Genomic DNA, 16,423 nt, shown 5'->3' with positions numbered 1-16,423 from the left:
TGGCCGGATCACGCCCCTGGAGGCCGCAGCCATGTCACACCGTCCGTTCCCCGGCCGCCGCAGCGTCCTGCGCGGCTCCCTCGCCGCGTCGGCGGCCCTCACCCTGCCCACCGCCCTCGGCGCGGCACCGGCCTTCGCCCGCTCCGGGCGTCCGGGCGCGGGCTGGGGCGTGCAGACGGGCGACGTGACCGCGGACTCGGGCCTGGTCTGGGTGCGGTCCGACCGGCCGGCCCGCATGATCGTCGAGACGTCCGCGACCGAGTCGTTCCGCAACCCGCGCAGGTTCCACGGCCCGCTGCTCGGCTCCGGCACCGACTTCACCGGCACCACCCGGGTGCACGGGCTGCCGGCCGGCGAGCAGATCCACTACCGGGTGCTGCTGGCCGACCCGGACGACCCGCGCCGCACCGGCGAGCCGGTCGCCGGCACCTTCCGCACCGTCCCGGTCCGCCGCCGCGACGGCGTCCGCTTCGTGTGGTCCGGCGACCAGGCCGGCCAGGGCTGGGGCATCAACCCGGACATCGGCGGCTACCGCATCTACGACGCCATGGGCGCGCTGGACCCGGACTTCTTCCTGTGCAGCGGCGACAGCATCTACGCCGACGGCCCGATACCCGCGACCCAGGCGCTCCCCGACGGCCGCACCTACCGGAACGTCACCACCGAGGAGAAGTCCGGGGTCGCCGAGACCCTGGCCGAGTTCCGCGGCAACTTCCGCTACAACCTGCTCGACGACAACCTGCGGCGGTTCAACGCCCAGGTCCCGTCGATCGTCCAGTGGGACGACCACGAGGTCCGCAACAACTGGTACCCGGGGCAGGTGATCGCCGACTCCGACGGCCGGTACACCGAGAAGAGCGTGGACGTGCTGACCGCCCGTGCGCGGCGCGCGTTCGCCGAGTACTTCCCGGTCTCCACGCTCCGGCCGGGCGCCCGCGAGGGCCGGGTGCACCGGGTGCTGCGCCAGGGCCCGCTGCTGGACGTGTTCGTGCTGGACATGCGGACGTACCGCAACGCCAACTCGGCCGACGACCAGAAGGCGGACCCGCGCGGCATCCTCGGCCGCGAGCAGTTGGAGTGGCTCAAGCGGGAACTGGCGCGCTCCCGGGCCGTGTGGAAGGTGATCGCCGCCGACATGCCGATCGGCCTGGTCGTGCCCGACACCACCGAGGGCAAGCCGAACTTCGAGGCGGTCGCGCAGGGCGACCCGGGCGCCCCGCTCGGCCGGGAGCTGCAGATCGCGGAGCTGCTGCGGTTCATCAAGCACCGGCGGATCACCGGCACGGTGTGGCTGACGGCCGACGTGCACCACACCTCGGCCCAGCACTACCAGCCGTCGCGGGCGACGTTCACCGACTTCGAGCCGTTCTGGGAGTTCGTCTCCGGCCCGCTGAACGCGGGCGCGTTCCCGGCCAGCGCGCTCGACGGCACCTTCGGCCCGGAGCGGGTCTTCGTGAAGGCGCCCACCGCCTCCAACGTCTCGCCCGCCGAGGGCTACCAGTTCTTCGGCGAGGTCGACATCGACGGCGACAGCGCCGAGCTGACGGTGAGGCTGCGCGAGCAGGACGGCACCGTGCTGTTCACCAAGGTGCTCCAGCCGGGGCGGGTCGGACAGTAGCTCCCGTAGCCTGTCCCCCCAGTGCCGCGCACCGGTGTCATCCCCCGGTGCGCGGCACTGCCCGGACGCAGCCTGCCGACCCGTGGAAACAGGTTGGTTGAGCAATCCGTTAAACACGCGACAATTCAGGGCAGAAGTACTCTTTACCCATCGGACACAGGGCGTTCGTGATCAGGCAACACCGTACCCGCACAGTGGTGGCATGAGCCGAGACATGGGTGACGGGACGCGTACCGCGAAGAACGGGCGACGGGGAGCGGCCGGGACCGCCGCCGCGATCGCGGCGGGCCTGAGCAGTCGGTGGACACGACGCCACGGTCACGCGCCGCCGACGGACGATACCGGCGCCCGGCCGCCGTCCGCCGGGCGGCGGACCGGGCCGTCCGCGCGGACGGCCACGGGGAGCCGGGCCGGGGGCGCGGAGAGCGCGCTGTGGCGGATGCGGACCACGGTGCGGGACGAGCCGGGTTCGCTGGCCGCGCTGTGCACGGCCCTCGCCGAGCGACGGGTGGACATCCTCAGCCTCCAGACCCACCCGCTGGCCCAGGGCACGGTGGACGAGTTCCTGCTGCGCGCCCCGGCCGGACTGACCGGACCGGAGCTGAGCGCGGTGGTCGCCGGGGCGGGCGGTGCGGACACCTGGCTGGAGCGGGCCGACGCCCACGACCTGGTCGACGCGCCCACCCGGGTGCTGGGGCTCGCCACCCGCACCGCCCTGGACGCGGCGGAACTTCCGCTGGCACTGCGGCAGTTGCTCGGCCGGTGCACGATCCGTTCGCTGCCCGCCCCGGCGGGCGCCGGCGGGCCGGCCGAGGGCGCCCTCGACGACACGGTGATGAGGCTGCGGGCACCCGGGGGCGGGGTGATCAGCGTGGAGCGGCCGTATCTGCCGTTCACGCCGACGGAGTTCGCCCGCGCCCAGGCCCTGGTCGAGCTGGACGCGCGGCTCGGCCCCCGGGTGCCGCGCGGCCAGGAGGTGCTGACGCTGCCGGAGGGCGCTGACCTCACGGTCCGCCGCGCCGGCCCCGGTGACCTGGAGGCGGCGAAGGCGATGCACGACCGGTGCTCGCCGCGCACCCTCGGGCTGCGCTACCACGGGCCGGTCGGGGACGCCGACCGCTACCTCGGCCATCTGCTCAGCCCGCGGTTCGGCCGGACGCTCGCCGTGCGGACCGCGACGGGGCGGATCGTCGGCCTCGGGCACCTGCTGTGGGACGGGGACGAGACGGAGGTCGCGCTGCTCGTCGAGGACGCCTGGCAGCGCCGGGGCATCGGCGCCGAACTCCTCGGCAGGCTGGTGGCGATGGCCGCCGAGGCGGGCTGCGCCCACGTGTACGCGGTGACGCAGGCGTCCAACACCGCCATGGTCGCGGCCATGCGGGGGCTGGGCCTCCCCCTGGACTACCAGATCGAGGAGGGCACCCTCGTCATCACGGCGACCCTGGACCCGGCGGTCGTCCGGACCCGGTCGGCGCACGGACAGCGGGTCGCCCAGGAGTGACCCCCGCCGCTCCCCCGCGACGCCCCGCCACGCCCTGAGCGAAATCCGGTCCCCCGCGGCTCCCGGGGGCCGGTGCGGGCTGACGCGCCCCGGGTGTCCGTACGAGGATGTCCGCATGTCAGAGACCAAGAGCCCGCTGCCCCGCGAGGTCGCCGACGCCTACGTCGACGAGCTCATCGCCCTCGACCCGGTCACCGGCACGTATCTCGGCGTGCCCGAGAGTTCCAGCCGGCTGCCCGACTTCTCACCGGCCGGCCAGGAGGCGCTCGCGGAGCTGGCCCGGACCACCCTGGCCGAGCTGGACGAGGCGGAGCGCCGGCCCGGCGGGGACAGTGACGTCGAGCGGCGCTGCGCCAGGCTGCTGCGCGAGCGGCTCACCGCCGAACTGGCCGTGCACGAGGCCGAGGAGGGCCTGCGCTCGGTCGGCAACATGGCCACCCCCGCGCATCACGTGCGCGAGGTGTTCACGGTGACGCCGGCCGGGACGGACGAGGACTGGGCCCGGATCGCCGAGCGGTTGCGGGCGGTGCCGGCCGCGCTGTCCGGCTACCGCCAGTCGCTGGCGCTGGGCCTGGAGCGCGAGCTGCCGGCGGCCCCCCGGCCGACCGCGACGTTCGTCGGGCAGCTCGGCGAGTGGGCGGACACCGGCGAGGGCCGCGGCTGGTTCGAGGACTTCGCCGCCGCCGGCCCCGAGTCGCTCCGCGCCGAGCTGGACGAGGCGGCCCGCACGGCGACGGCGGCCGTGGTGGAGCTGCGCGACTGGATGCGCGACGTGTACGCCCCGGCCGTCGAGGGCGCCCCGAACACGGTGGGCCGGGAGCGCTACGCCCGCTGGGCGCGCTACTTCAACGGCACCGACCTGGACCTGGACGAGGCGTACGCGTACGGCTGGTCCGAGTACCACCGGCTGCTGGCCGAGATGAAGCGGGAGGCGGAGAAGATCCTGCCGGGCGCCGCGACCCCGTGGGCGGCCCTCGCCCACCTCGACGAGCACGGCCGGCACGTCGAGGGCGTCGACGAGGTCCGCGACTGGCTCCAGGGCCTGATGAACCGGGCCATCGAGGAGCTGGACGGCACCCACTTCGAACTCGCCGAGCGGGTGCGCAGGGTGGAGTCGCGGATCGCCCCGCCCGGCAGCGCGGCGGCGCCGTACTACACCTCCCCCTCGGAGGACTTCTCCCGTCCGGGCCGGACCTGGCTGCCGACGATGGGCCAGACCCGCTTCCCGGTGTACGACCTGGTGTCGACCTGGTACCACGAGGGCGTTCCGGGCCATCACCTCCAGCTCGCGCAGTGGGCGCACGTCGCCGGTGACCTGTCCCGGTACCAGGCGTCCGTGGGCATGGTCAGCGCCAACGCCGAGGGCTGGGCGCTGTACGCGGAGCGGCTGATGGACGAACTCGGCTTCCTCACCGACGCCGAGGAGCGGCTCGGCTACCTGGACGCGCAGATGATGCGGGCCGCCCGGGTCATCGTCGACATCGGCATGCACCTGGAGCTGGAGATCCCCGCGGACTCGCCGTTCCACCCGGGCGAGCGGTGGACGCCGGAGCTGGCGCAGGAGTTCTTCGCGGCGCACAGCAGCCGGCCGGCGGACTTCGTGGAGAGCGAGCTGACCCGGTACCTGACGATCCCGGGCCAGGCGATCGGCTACAAGCTGGGCGAACGGGCCTGGCTGCTGGGCCGGGAGAAGGCCCGCGCCCGCCACGGCGACGCCTTCGACCTCAAGGCGTGGCACATGGCCGCCCTCTCCCAGGGCTCGCTCGGCCTGGACGACCTGGTGGACGAACTGGCCCGGCTGTGAATCCCCCGGCCCTCAGCGGCGGAAGCCGCCCTCGGAGTCGATGACCTGGCCGGTGATCCACTCCGCCTCGTCCGTGGCCAGCCACGCGATGAGGCGGGCCGGATCGTCGGGCCTCCCCCAGCGTCCCCCGGGGAACATCGCGGCGACCTGGTCGTACGCCTCGCCGGACAGATAGCCGGTGTCGACCGGACCGGGGTTGACCGCGTTCACCGTCACCGCCCGATCCGCCAGGGTGGTCGCGAGCGAGCGGGTGACGGAGGCCAGCGCGCCCTTCTGGAGGGCGTAGGCGATCTCGCCGGGCATGCCCCCCGCGAGGTCCTGCCCGGAGGTCATCAGCACCACGCGTCCGCCCGGCGTGCGCGGCGGCAGCGCGGCGCGCGAGCGGGCGTACGCCTGGACGAGCAGCAGGACCGAGCGGGTGTCGACGGCCCAGTGCGCGTCGAGCATCGCCGCGTCGACGGCGTCGAGGGTGCCGTCGTCGCCGCTGCGGGCGTGGTTGGCGACCAGGATGTCGAGCCGCCCGCCGAGCGCCCCGGCGGCGGTGGCGATCAGCGCGGCCGGTGCCGCCGGGTCGGCGAGGTCCCCGGGCCCCGCGACGACGGTGGCGCCGGGATCGCCGAGCGCCTCGCGGACGGAGGCCAGCACGTCGTCGACGCGGTCGGCGCCCCAGGGCATGGCGGCGTCGTGCGGCACGTGGTGGTGCAGGTAGACGCTCGCGCCGTACGCGGCGAGCCGGCGCGCCACCGCGTGGCCGATGCCGTCGCGCCGGCTGGCGCCGGTCACCAGCGCGGTCCGGCCGCGCAGCGGCAGCGGGTCGCGGCGCAGCTCCTCGGGGGCGGGGTGCGGAAATCGTGGCATGGTCGTCCATGATGATCGGCCGGTCCCCCTCCCGCACCCGAATATCGCGGCCCCGGTCCGGCGGATCACCGCAGGCGGACCACGGTGTGCCGGACCGGGCGCGGGCCGTCAGCAGCCGCAGTCGGCGGCGTCGACGGGCGCGGTCAGCGGGTCGGCCGGACGCCGTTCCCCGCCCTGCCAGGTCTCGTAGGCGAACCCCTCGCGCACCCAGTACTCGAAGCCGCCGAGCATCTCCCTGACCTGGTAGCCGAGTTCGGCGAGGGCGAGGGCCGCGCGGGTGGCGCCGTTGCAGCCGGGCCCCCAGCAGTACGTGACGACCGGCACGGACGGGTCGAGGAGCGCGCCGGCCTGCTCGGGGACGAGCGCGGTCGGCAGGTGGACCGCGCCGGGGATGTGGCCCTGGTCCCAGGAGGCGGTGGAGCGGGAGTCGACGACCACGAACCCGGGGTCCGCGCCGGCCGCGAGCGCGGCGGCGACGTCGGACACGTCGGCGTGGAAGGCGAGGCTCGCCCGGAAGTAGGCGGCGGCCTCGGCGGGCGTGACGCGCGGGGCGGGGGCGGGGGCGGTGCGGGTCATCGACGGGCCTTTCCTCGGCTGACCGGATCTCTTGACCGGAAATCTACGGTCGCCCGGCCGCGGCCAGAAGGGACGATCCCCGGCGCCCCGCTTGATCGACCGGGGATTACCCTGCTATTCCTCGGGGATGACCGCGTATTCCCCGGACGCCACCGACTGGCGCATTCTCGATGTCCTCCAGCGGGACGGCCGGGCCTCGTTCGCCGAGCTGGCCCGTGCCGTGTCCATGTCCGCGAGCGCGGTGACCGAGCGGGTGCGCCGTCTGGAGGAGGCGGGTGTCATCCAGGGGTACGCGGCGGTCGTCGACCCCGACCGGCTGGGGCTGCCGATCCTGGCGTTCGTGCGGCTGCGCTATCCGACCGGCAACTACAAGCCGTTCCACGACCTGGTCGCCGTCACCCCGGAGATCCTGGAGGCGCACCACGTCACGGGCGACGACTGCTTCGTGATCAAGGTCGCGGCCCGTTCGATGCGGCACCTGGAGGAGGTGTCGGGCCGGATCGGCGCCCTCGGCTCGGTGACGACCAGCGTCGTCTACTCCTCGCCCCTGCCCCGCCGCCCGGTCGGCCGCTGAGCAGCCGGCTCAGCCCGCGCCGCGCTGCCGCAGCACCGATCCGGTACGCCCCTTGACGACCTCCAACTGGGCGTGCACGCGGCGCCGGAGGTCGGCGACGTGGCTGACGATGCCGACGCTGCGGTCCCGTTCGCGCAGCGAGTCCAGGACGTCCAGGACCTCGTCGAGGGTCTGGTCGTCGAGGCTGCCGAAGCCCTCGTCGATGAAGAGGGTGTCCAGGCGGACCCCGCCGGCCTCCTCGGTGACCACGTCGGCGAGGCCGAGGGCGAGGGCGAGGGAGGCGAAGAAGGTCTCACCGCCGGACAGGGTCGCCGTGTCCCGCTCGCGTCCGGTCCACGCGTCGACGACGTGCAGGCCGAGGCCGCTGCGTCCGCGCCCGGTGCGGTCGTCGGAGTGGACCAGGGTGTACCGCCCGGACGACATGCGCCGCAGCCGTACGGTCGCGGCGGCGGCGACCTGCTCCAGGCGGGCCGCGAGAACGTAGGACTCCAGGCGCATCCGGCGTTCGTTGTCGGCGGAGGTGCCCGCGGTGAGCGCGGCCAGCCGGGCCACCCGGTCGTACTCCTCGCGCAGCGGGGCGAGCCGTCGCACGGCGGCGGTGGCGCGCGCCGACAGCCGGTCGAGTTCGGCGCAGCGCCGGTGGGCGGCGTCGCGTGCGGAGGCGGCCTCGCGCAGTCGCCGGCCGGCCGTCTCGGCGGCCCGCTCGGCGGCGGCCACGTCGGCGGGCGGGCGCCGGGCCGCGGCGGCGGTGTCCTCCTCGGCGAGGACCGCGCGGACGGCGGCCTCCTCGGCCTGCCAGGCGTCCAGTCGTCGTTGCAGTTCGCGGTGGGCGGCGTCGTCGAGGAGCGCGTCGGCGGCGGCCCCCGGGGTGTCGAACCCGGCGCGGAAGGCGGCGTCCGCGAGGCGGGCGTCGGCGTCCTTGAGCCGCTGTGCGGTGTCCTCGGCGGCGCGGGCGGCCTCGGCGGCCTCGGTGAGCAGGGCGGCCCGCCGCCGAAGCTGGGCGGCGCGCGTGGCCACGCTGTCGGCGGTGCCGCGCGCCTGGGTCAACTCCTCCTCCAGGACGCTCCGTTCGCGTTCCAGGCGGTCCCGGCGGCCGACCCGGGAGGCGCCGCGCACGGCGGCGTCCCGCTGGTCGGCGATCCGCCGCTCCCGTTCCTGTTCGGCCCGGCGCAGCGCCTCGTGCGCGGGGTGCAGTCCGGACGCGGCGGCGCGCGCCTCGGCGTACCGCCGTTCCAGTTCGGCCGCTTCCTCGGCGAGCCGGCCGGTGGGGGTGTCACCGGCCTCGGCGGTGGCGGCGGCCAGCGCCTCGCGTACGAGGCCGAGGCGCCGTTCGTCCTCGGCGCGCTGTTCGTCGGCCCGCTGGTAGGTGTCGAGGGCGTGTTCCTCGGCCTCGCGGTCGACGTGCCCGGCGTCCTTGCGGGCGGGCGCGGGGTGTTCGGTGGCGCCGCAGACGGCGCAGGGCCGGCCGTCGGTGAGGTGGGCGGCGAGTTCGGCGGCGATGCCGTCCAGGCGCTGTTCCTTGAGGTCCAGCCAGTGGGCGCGGGCCTCGGCGGCGCGTGCCGCGGAGGCGAGGGCGCGCCGCTGGGCGGTGTCGGTGTCGCCGGCGAGCTGGTCGCGCTGCCGGGCGGCCCGCAGCCGCCGCTGCACGGGTTCGCGCCGGACGGCGAGCTGTTCGGCGCGGGCCGCGGCCTCCTGGGCGGTCTCGACGTCGTGCTGGAGGGTGGCCCGGGTGGTGTCCCAGCCCGCGAGCCAGCCCTCGGCCTCGGCGAGGAGTTCCTCGTCGGCGCGTTCGTCGCGGTCGAGTTCGGCGCGTTCCCGGACGAGTTCGGCGAGCCGTCGTTCGGCGCGGCGGGCCGATTCCAGGCCGCCCAGTTCCTCGGCGGCCCGGCGGGCGGCGGCGGCCAGCCCGGCCGCGCCGGCGTCCGCGAGGCCGTCGGGCAGCAGGGCCCGTGCGCGGGCCTCGGCGTCGGCGGCCCGCCGGTGTTCGGCGTCGGTGGCGTCCCGCAGTTCCAGCGCGGGGGCGACGGTCTCCGCCTTGCGGGCCCGCTCCATCCGGGCCCGCGCCTCGTGGTGGGCGCCGGCCCGCTCGGCCAGCCTGTCGGCCCGCTCCCGCGCCTCGGCGGACCGCCGCTGCAACCGGTCCAGTTCCCGTACGCCGGCCAGGTGGCGTCCGGCGGCCGCCTGGGCGGACTCGGCGGCGGTGAGCCGGCAGCGGGCGACGGTGAGTTGTTCGCGGGCGGTGCTGCGGGCGACGGCGGCGGCGCTCAGCACGGCCTCGGCCAGGCCGGGTTCGCCCGGCGCGAGGTCGGGCAGGGTCATGGTGCCGCCGGCGGCCTGCTGCATCCGGTGGGCGTCGGCGAGCAGCGCCCCGTCGCCGTCGCGGACCTGGGCCTCGGTGCCGCGCCGCCGCTCGGCGAGGCGTCTTTCCACCTCGGCGAACCTGCGGGTGTCGAAGAGACGGCCGAGCAGTTTGCCGCGGGCCTCGGCGTCGGCGCGCAGGAACCGCGCGAAGTCGCCCTGGGGCAGCAGCACGACCTGGCAGAACTGTTCGCGGTTCATGCCGAGGAGCTGGGTGATCTCCTCGCCGGCCTCCTGGTGGGAGCGGCTGAGGTCCTTCCAGGTGCCGGTGGCGCCGTCGTACTCGCGCAGCCAGGTCTGGGCCTTGTCGACGGTGGTGCCGGTGCCGCGTTTCTTGGGCCGTTCCCAGGGCGGCCGGCGAGTGATCTCCAGCCGCCGGCCGGCGACGGTGAGGTCGAGGCGGACCTCGGTGCGGACGCCGGGGGCGGCGTGGTCGCTGCGCAGGGCGGCGCCCTGTCCGCTCTGCCGGGCGCCCGGCACCGATCCGTACAGGGCGTAGCAGACGGCGTCGAGGACGGAGGTCTTGCCGGCGCCGGTGGGGCCGTGCAGCAGGAACAGCCCGGCCGTCGACAGGGCGTCGAAGTCGACGCTCTGCGGGGTGCCGAACGGTCCGAACGCGGTGATGTCCAGCCGGTGCAGCCTCACCGGGCCACCTCCCGGACGGTGTCGTCGGCGCGGACGGCGTCGAAGGCGTCCCGCAGGACGGCCTGTTCGGGCGCGTCGGGTCCGGCGCCGCGCACATGGGCGACGAAGTCCTCGGCGATCTGCTGGTCGCCGCGTCCGGCGAGCCTGCGGGCGTAGGAGACGTCGGGGTCGTCGGGGGCCCGGTCGGGGTCGAAGACGAGGTGCAGGGTGTGCGGGAAGCGTTCGGTGAGCCGGGCCATGGGGTCGGCCGGGCGGACCGGGTCGGTGAGGGTCGCCTCGACCCACGCCTCCTCGTGCCGGGTCAGCCCCGGGTCGGCGAGGAGGTCGTCCAGGGCGCCGCGGAGCCGGGCCAGCGGGCGCGGGACCGGGCAGTCGAGGCGCTCGGCGGTGACCGCCCCGTCGGCGTCGAGGTCGACGAGCCACATGCTCTTGCGGTGGGTGGCCTCGGAGAAGGAGTACGCCAGGGGGGAGCCGGAGTAGCGGACGCGGTCGGTGAGGGTCTGGCAGCCGTGCAGGTGGCCGAGTGCCACGTAGTCGACGCCGTCGAAGAGGCCGGCGGGGACCGCGGCGACCCCGCCGACGGTGATGTCGCGTTCGCTGTCGCTGGGTTCGCCTCCGGTGACGAAGGCGTGGGCGAGGACGACGGACCGGGTGCCGGGGGCGCGGCCGGCGAGGTCGGCGCGGACGCGGTCCATGGCGGCGCCGAGCACGGCCTCGTGGTCGGCGCGGGTGACGCCGAACTCGTCCCGGACCAGCGCCGGTTCGAGGTAGGGCAGCCCGTAGAAGGCGACCTCTCCATGGGTGTCCCGCAGCAGGACGGGGGTGCCGCACCCGGCGGGGTCGGTGCGCAGGTGGATGCCGGCGCGGTCGATCAGTCCGGCGCCCACGCCGAGGCGGCGGGCCGAGTCGTGGTTGCCGGAGATCATCACGGTGGGGACGCCGAGGCCGGCGAGGCGGTGCAGGGCGTCGTCGAACAGTTCGACGGCGGCGAGCGGCGGGACCGCGCGGTCGTAGACGTCCCCGGACACGAGGACGGCGTCGACGCCGTGCTCGTGGACGGTCGCGACGAGGTGCTCGACGAAAGCGGCCTGGGCGCCGAGCATGTTCACCCGGTGGAAGGACCGGCCGAGGTGCCAGTCGGACGTGTGCAGCAACCTCACGACACCGCTCCGGCCCGCACGTCTCTCCCTCTTATGCCTCCAGCACCAGCACCGACCAGCACTGGTCCGTGGTCGGCACGGACCACGGTAACGCCTTTCGGCACCTCATATCCCAGGGTTCCCGACCCGCCGTCCCGGTCGGCACCGGAATGGTAGGGGATGCGTGAAATGCCGGTATCGGCGGCGGGAACGGGCCGTGTTCCGGGGTCGGCCGGGTGCGCCGTCGCGGCCGTCCGGGCCGGGCCGGGGTGCTCAGGCGTCCCCGTACGCCTCCCCGCCCAGGACGAGACCGGCGGTCCCGGCGGTCGCGTCGGCGAGCCAGGACCGGAAGGCGGGGACGTCGGCGTCCGGGAGGCCGATCTCCAGGGTGACGGCCTCCCCGTAGCGCACGTCGCGGATCTCGCGGCCGGTGGCGCGCAGGTCGTTCTGGAGCTTGCCGGCCCGCTGGTGGTCGACGGTCACGGTGGCCAGGCGGAACCGGCGCCGGGTGAGCGTGCCGAGGGTGTCCAGGGCCTCGCCGACGGCACCGCCGTAGGCGCGGATGAGGCCGCCGGCGCCGAGCTTGATCCCGCCGTAGTAGCGGGTGACGACGGCGACGACGTACCGCATGTCGCGGCGGAGCAGCATCTGGAGCATGGGCTGGCCGGCGGTGCCGCCGGGTTCGCCGTCGTCGCTCGCCTTCTGCACGCCGGCGTCGGCGCCGACGACGTAGGCCCAGCAGTTGTGGGTGGCGTCCGCGTGCTCCTTGCGCCGGGCGGCGATGAAGTCCTGGGCCTCCCGCTCGGTGGCCGCCGGGGCGAGGGCGCACAGGAAGCGGGAGCGGTTGACCTCGGTCTCGTGCACGCCGGTCCGGGCGACGGTGCGGTACTCGTCCTGCATCCGGCCAGCCTAATCCCCGGTCACGGGTGGCCCGGCGGCTCCGCCGGGCATTGCGGGGCGCCGATGTCGCGGGTGAGTTCCAGGCCGAGGAACCGGTCGGCGCAGGCGTACGTCTCGAAGCGCGCGCCGTCGGCGAGGAGCGCCGCGCGCAGGTCGAGGGGGTCGTCGGCGGGCGCCGCCGGGCCGACGGGGGCGACGGCGATCCGCACGCCGTCGGGGGCGGCGGCGCCCTCGGCGACGACATGGACGGTGCGCGCCCCGCGCGGTCCGGCACCGGCGTCCCGGCCGTCCTCCGGGGGCCGGCTGCCCAGGGCCGCGGCGTCCGCCCGCGGCTCCGCCTCCTCCCGGTCGCCGGTGGGCACCGGCAGCACGGGCGTGCCGCCGAGTTCCGGGGCGCGTGCGAGCAGGTCGGCGACGAGCAGCACGCGCAGGCCGGTGGTGTCCCGGGCCGGCACGTGCGCCTCGATGCGGGCCGGGCCCCGGCGGGCCGGGGCGGCGGTGACCGGTTCGCCGGTCCGGGCGTCGATGATGCGCAGCACAGGGCGAGCGCAGGCGGCCGGGGCGGGAATCTCCGCCCGGTGCCGTCCGTTGGCCGAAGGGACAGCGGAAAAGTCCAGGACGAGGAGGCCGCCGGTGTACGGCGACGAGGCAGCGGTCCGCAGGATTCTCACCGGGCTGGGCGACACCTGGGCCGTGGTGGGCCTGTCGTCCAACCGCAACCGGGCGGCGTACGGCGTCGCCGAGGTGCTCCAGCGCTTCGGCAAGCGGGTGGTGCCGGTGCACCCGAAGGCGGAGACGGTGCACGGCGAGCAGGGGTACGCCTCGCTCGCGGACATCCCCTTCGACGTGGACGTCGTGGACGTCTTCGTCAACAGCGAGCTGGCCGGCGCGGTCGCCGACGAGGCGGTCGCCAAGGGGGCGGCAGCGGTCTGGTTCCAGTTGGGTGTCGTCGACGAGGCCGCCTACGAGCGGACCCGCGCGGCGGGCCTGGAGATGGTCATGGACCGCTGCCCGGCGATCGAGATACCCCGGCTGGGCTGACCGGTCAGGCGACGCCGAGGCCCTCCAGGACGACGGCTCCCGGGAGTTCGGCGAAGGCCTTGCCCGGCACCAGCAGTTTGCCGCGCCGCCGGCCGCTGCCGACCAGGACGTAGGGCAGGTCGGCGACGGCCGCGTCCACCAGGACCGGCCAGCCCCCGGGCAGGCCGATCGGGGTGATGCCGCCGTACTCCATGCCGGTCTCGCCGGTCGCGGTGTCCATCGGCGCGAACGACGCCTTGCGGGCGCCGAGACGGCGGCGGACGACACCGTTGACGTCGACCCGGGTGGTGGACAGCACGACACACGCGGCGAGGGTGGTCTCCCCGCCGCGCTTGCCGGTGACGACCACGCAGTTGGCGGACCGCTCCAGCAGGTCGCGGCCGTAGTGCTCGACGAAGGTGGCGGTGTCGGCCCACTCCGGGTCGGTGTCGACGTACACGATCTGCTCGGCGGGGACACCGCCGCGCCAGTGGCGTACGGCGTCGGCGACCGGGCGGGTCAGTTCGTCGAGGCAGTCCGGAGCGGGCAGGGCGCGGTCGAAGTCGCCGAGAGGTGGGTGCATGGCCGCCACGCTAACAACAGCTTCCGGGCGGTGGTTCACCGCACGGGCGGCACCGACACCGCCATGACCATCTCCATCGGGGTGTCACCGGTGTTGCCGTACGTGTGCGGGGCGTCGGCCTCGAAGGAGGCACTGGAGCCGGCCGGTACGCGATGGCCGGCGCCGTCCACGGTGAGGGTCAGCTCCCCGGCCGTGACGTGCACCAGCTCGACCGTGCCCGCGGGGTGCGGGTCGGAGGGGCTGGACTCGCCCGGCATCAGCCGCCACTCCCACAGCTCCAGCGGGCCGGGGGCCTCGGTGCCCGCGAGCAGCCGGTTGAAGCTGCCGGCGTCGGTGTGCCAGAGCCGTACCGCCTGGTCGGCGGGGACGATCCGGACCCGGGGGCCCCGCTCGTAGTCGAGCAGCGTGGTGATGCTGACGCCGAGCGCGTCACCGATCTTGACGACCGTGCCGAGGCTGGGGTTGGTGCGGGCCTGTTCGATCTGGATGAGCATGCCCCGGCTGACCCCGGCGCGTGCGGCGAGGGTGTCCAGGGTGAAGCCGCGCTCGGCGCGCCAGCGTCTGACGTTGCGCGCCAGGGACTGGGTCAGCAGGTCGAGGTCCGACACGTTCCGTCCATTGTTCTGCGGGGGTGCGGGATTGCGGGGAGGCGGGGGTACGGAGGCCGCGATACAGGTCGCACGGTGTCCGGCCGCGCCCGATCGTGCACCGCACTGTACTGCGCGGCCCGCTCAGGACTCGGTGTCGAGCCGGGCCAGGGCGGTCGCCGTCTCCTCGTCCAGCAGGGACAGCGCGCGCAACTGCTCCGGGGTCACCCCGTCCGGGATCGGCACCGGCGCCGGGGTGCGCAGCGGCGGCTGCCAGCCGTCGTCGGGCGTCCAGCGCCGTACGACGCGGGCGGGGGCGCCCGCCACCACCGCGTGGTCGGGCACCGTGCCGCGGACCACCGCGCCGGCGGCCACCACCACGTTCCGGCCGATCCGCGCGCCGGGCAGGATCACCGCGCCGGTGCCGATCCAGCAGCCGGGGCCGATCTCGACCGGTTCCATCCGCGGCCACTGCCTGCCGATCGGCTGGTGCGGGTCGTCGTAGGAGTGGTTGGTCGAGGTGATGTAGACGTACGGCCCGACGTAGCAGTCGCTGCCGATGGTGACGGTGGTGTCGGCGATGACGTGGCTGCCGCGGCCGAGGACGACACCGTCGCCGATGCGCAGGATCGGCTCCGGGCCGAGGTCGAGGTCGGGCATCAGACCGGCCGTCAGGGTGACCTGCTCGCCGATGATGCAGTGCGCGCCCAGACAGATCCAGGGCTCGCCGAAGACCGTGCCGAGCGGGAAGGCGAGCCGGGTGCCGGTGCCGAGCACGCCGAAGCGGAACCGGCCCGGGTGCTCCGCGGTGACCGCGCCGGTGCGCTGCGCCCAGGCCCAGCCCGCGTGCACGGCCCGCTGAGCGAGGCGGCGCCGCCAGAATGAGAACGTGTTCTTGCGCTTCGGCACCCGCTCACGGTACTCAGCACGCCGTGCGGCGATGGACCGGGAGGGCTGTGATCTTCGCCCCACCGGGTGGCGTACGGTGCCGTAGATCACCTGACCAGGAGGCGAGCGATGACGCACAAGGCGCTGATCACGGGCATCGGCGACAGGGAACCGAAGGTGGACCAGGAGGCGTTCGTGGCGCCGACGTCCACCGTCATCGGGGACGTGACGCTGCACGCGGGGGCGAGTGTCTGGTACGGCGCGGTGCTGCGCGGCGACGTCGAGCGGATCACGGTCGGGGCGGACAGCAACGTCCAGGACAACTGCACGCTGCACGCCGACCCCGGCTTCCCCGTCACCGTCGGCGAGCGGGTCTCCATCGGGCACAACGCGGTGGTGCACGGGGCGACCGTCGAGGACGACTGCCTGATCGGGATGGGCGCGACGGTGCTCAACGGGGCGGTGATCGGGGCGGGGTCGCTGGTCGCGGCGCAGGCGCTGGTGCCGCAGGGGACGCTGGTGCCGCCGGGATCGCTGGTCGCGGGGGTGCCGGCGAAGGTGCGCCGGGCTCTGACGCGGGAGGAGCGGGAGGGGCTGACGCTGAACGGCACGTTGTACACGGCGCTGGCGGGGGAGCACCGGGCCGTGCACGAGGGCTGACCGTGGTGTGCGGGGGGGGCGGGGTGCGGGGTGCGGGTCCGTCGTGGCTGGTCGCGCGGTTCCCCGCGCCCCCTTATGGCGTCTCCGCCTCCGGCGCCGGGAGTGCCTGGGCCTTCTTCGCCTTGCGCTTGAGGATCAGCATCGAGGTGAGGCCGATCAGGGCGGCCAGCACCAGGCCGAGCCAGGAGAACCGCTTCAGCCAGGACTCGGCGACGATGCCGACGTAGTAGATGACGGCGGTGGTGCCGCCGGCCCAGGCGATGCCGCCGAGGACGTTGGCGATGAGGAACTTCCAGTAGGGCATGTGCAGGACGCCGGCCAGCGGGCCCGCGAAGATGCGCAGCAGGGCGATGAAACGGCCGAAGAACACCGCCCACATGCCCCACTTCTGGAAGGACCGCTCGGCGGTGGCGACATGGCCCTCGCTGAAGTGGCGGGGGAACTTCCGGCCCAGCCAGGCCAGCAGCGGCCGTCCGCCCTTGCGGCCGATGGCGTAGCCGATGGAGTCGCCGATCACCGCCCCGGCGGTGGCGCAGACGCCGAGGACGACCGGGTCGATGCCGCCGTGCTGGGACGACAGCAGCGCCGCCGACACCAGGATGATCTCGCCGGGCAGGGGGATGCCGAGGCTCTCCAGTCCGATGACCAGTCCCACGACTGCGTAGACGGCCGCCGCCGGCACGGTGTCGAGCCACTCCTGGACGTGCAACGC

16 protein-coding genes are annotated in these 16,423 nt (G+C 75.0%); 6 read left to right on the top strand and 10 right to left on the bottom strand.

The window, feature by feature from the left end:
• Positions 1-31: 31 nt before the first annotated feature.
• The 3 genes from ACFY32_RS13800 (at position 32) to ACFY32_RS13790 (ending at position 4,923) form a co-directional block, all read left to right on the top strand.
• Positions 32-1,618, top strand: a complete 1,587-nt coding sequence (locus ACFY32_RS13800) for an alkaline phosphatase D family protein (RefSeq protein ID WP_390674295.1) — start codon at positions 32-34, stop codon at positions 1,616-1,618.
• A 202-nt stretch (positions 1,619-1,820) separates the two neighbouring features.
• Complete coding sequence (locus ACFY32_RS13795) at positions 1,821-3,119, top strand: GNAT family N-acetyltransferase (RefSeq protein ID WP_359197616.1); 1,299 nt, start codon at positions 1,821-1,823, stop codon at positions 3,117-3,119.
• 115 nt (positions 3,120-3,234) lie between these two features.
• On the top strand, positions 3,235-4,923 hold the full coding sequence (locus ACFY32_RS13790; protein ID WP_390674294.1) for a DUF885 domain-containing protein: 1,689 nt from the start codon (positions 3,235-3,237) through the stop codon (positions 4,921-4,923).
• A gap of 12 nt (positions 4,924-4,935) precedes the next feature.
• On the opposite strand, the gene ACFY32_RS13785 is transcribed toward ACFY32_RS13790, so the two are convergent.
• On the bottom strand, positions 4,936-5,781 hold the full coding sequence (locus tag ACFY32_RS13785) for an SDR family oxidoreductase (protein ID WP_359197622.1): 846 nt from the start codon (positions 5,779-5,781) through the stop codon (positions 4,936-4,938).
• 108 nt (positions 5,782-5,889) lie between these two features.
• Positions 5,890-6,357, bottom strand: a complete 468-nt coding sequence (locus tag ACFY32_RS13780) for a rhodanese-like domain-containing protein (protein WP_359197625.1) — start codon at positions 6,355-6,357, stop codon at positions 5,890-5,892.
• 127 nt (positions 6,358-6,484) lie between these two features.
• Between ACFY32_RS13780 and ACFY32_RS13775 the strand changes: the two genes are divergently transcribed.
• Positions 6,485-6,931, top strand: coding sequence for an Lrp/AsnC family transcriptional regulator (locus ACFY32_RS13775; protein ID WP_390674293.1), 447 nt, complete (start codon positions 6,485-6,487; stop codon positions 6,929-6,931).
• A 9-nt stretch (positions 6,932-6,940) separates the two neighbouring features.
• Here the strand turns inward: ACFY32_RS13775 and ACFY32_RS13770 are convergent, their stop codons facing one another.
• From ACFY32_RS13770 to ACFY32_RS13755, 4 genes are all read right to left on the bottom strand, one after another.
• Positions 6,941-9,934, bottom strand: a complete 2,994-nt coding sequence (locus tag ACFY32_RS13770) for an SMC family ATPase (RefSeq protein WP_359197631.1) — start codon at positions 9,932-9,934, stop codon at positions 6,941-6,943.
• Positions 9,931-11,094 (bottom strand): exonuclease SbcCD subunit D, encoded by a 1,164-nt coding sequence (locus tag ACFY32_RS13765; RefSeq protein WP_390674292.1) that lies wholly within the window; start codon positions 11,092-11,094, stop codon positions 9,931-9,933. Before ACFY32_RS13765 ends, ACFY32_RS13770 begins: the two co-directional genes overlap by 4 nt.
• 252 nt (positions 11,095-11,346) lie before the next feature.
• Positions 11,347-11,973, bottom strand: a complete 627-nt coding sequence (locus tag ACFY32_RS13760; protein WP_359197637.1) for a YigZ family protein — start codon at positions 11,971-11,973, stop codon at positions 11,347-11,349.
• Positions 11,974-11,993: 20 nt separating this feature from the next.
• The gene (locus tag ACFY32_RS13755) at positions 11,994-12,512 is read right to left on the bottom strand and encodes a hypothetical protein (RefSeq protein ID WP_390674291.1); all 519 of its coding nucleotides are present in this window, start codon (positions 12,510-12,512) and stop codon (positions 11,994-11,996) included.
• Positions 12,513-12,606: 94 nt separating this feature from the next.
• On the opposite strand from ACFY32_RS13755, the gene ACFY32_RS13750 reads away from it, so the two are divergent.
• Positions 12,607-13,014, top strand: coding sequence for a CoA-binding protein (locus tag ACFY32_RS13750; protein ID WP_359197643.1), 408 nt, complete (start codon positions 12,607-12,609; stop codon positions 13,012-13,014).
• A gap of 4 nt (positions 13,015-13,018) precedes the next feature.
• On the opposite strand, the gene ACFY32_RS13745 is transcribed toward ACFY32_RS13750, so the two are convergent.
• The 3 genes from ACFY32_RS13745 to ACFY32_RS13735 all read right to left on the bottom strand — a co-directional run bounded on the left by ACFY32_RS13745 (position 13,019) and on the right by ACFY32_RS13735 (position 15,072).
• A complete protein-coding gene (locus ACFY32_RS13745; protein ID WP_359197646.1) occupies positions 13,019-13,576 on the bottom strand; it encodes a YbaK/EbsC family protein in 558 nt (185 codons plus the stop codon).
• 35 nt (positions 13,577-13,611) lie between these two features.
• Positions 13,612-14,184, bottom strand: coding sequence for a helix-turn-helix domain-containing protein (locus tag ACFY32_RS13740; protein WP_390674290.1), 573 nt, complete (start codon positions 14,182-14,184; stop codon positions 13,612-13,614).
• A gap of 123 nt (positions 14,185-14,307) precedes the next feature.
• Positions 14,308-15,072 (bottom strand): acyltransferase, encoded by a 765-nt coding sequence (locus tag ACFY32_RS13735; protein ID WP_390674289.1) that lies wholly within the window; start codon positions 15,070-15,072, stop codon positions 14,308-14,310.
• A gap of 108 nt (positions 15,073-15,180) precedes the next feature.
• Here ACFY32_RS13735 and ACFY32_RS13730 point away from each other — a divergent pair, with 108 nt between their 5' ends.
• A complete protein-coding gene (locus ACFY32_RS13730; RefSeq protein ID WP_359197654.1) occupies positions 15,181-15,711 on the top strand; it encodes a gamma carbonic anhydrase family protein in 531 nt (176 codons plus the stop codon).
• Between the two features lie 73 nt (positions 15,712-15,784).
• Here ACFY32_RS13730 and ACFY32_RS13725 read toward each other — a convergent pair whose 3' ends face one another.
• Positions 15,785-16,420: a DedA family protein gene (locus ACFY32_RS13725; protein WP_359197657.1), complete on the bottom strand. Its 636-nt coding sequence runs from the start codon at positions 16,418-16,420 to the stop codon at positions 15,785-15,787.
• Between the last annotated feature and the right edge of the window lie 3 nt (positions 16,421-16,423).

It is taken from the genome of Streptomyces sp. NPDC000134 (genome assembly GCF_042899225.1).
Classification (GTDB): Bacteria; Actinomycetota; Actinomycetes; order Streptomycetales; family Streptomycetaceae; genus Streptomyces.
This window is presented reverse-complemented; position numbering and strand designations above follow the sequence as displayed.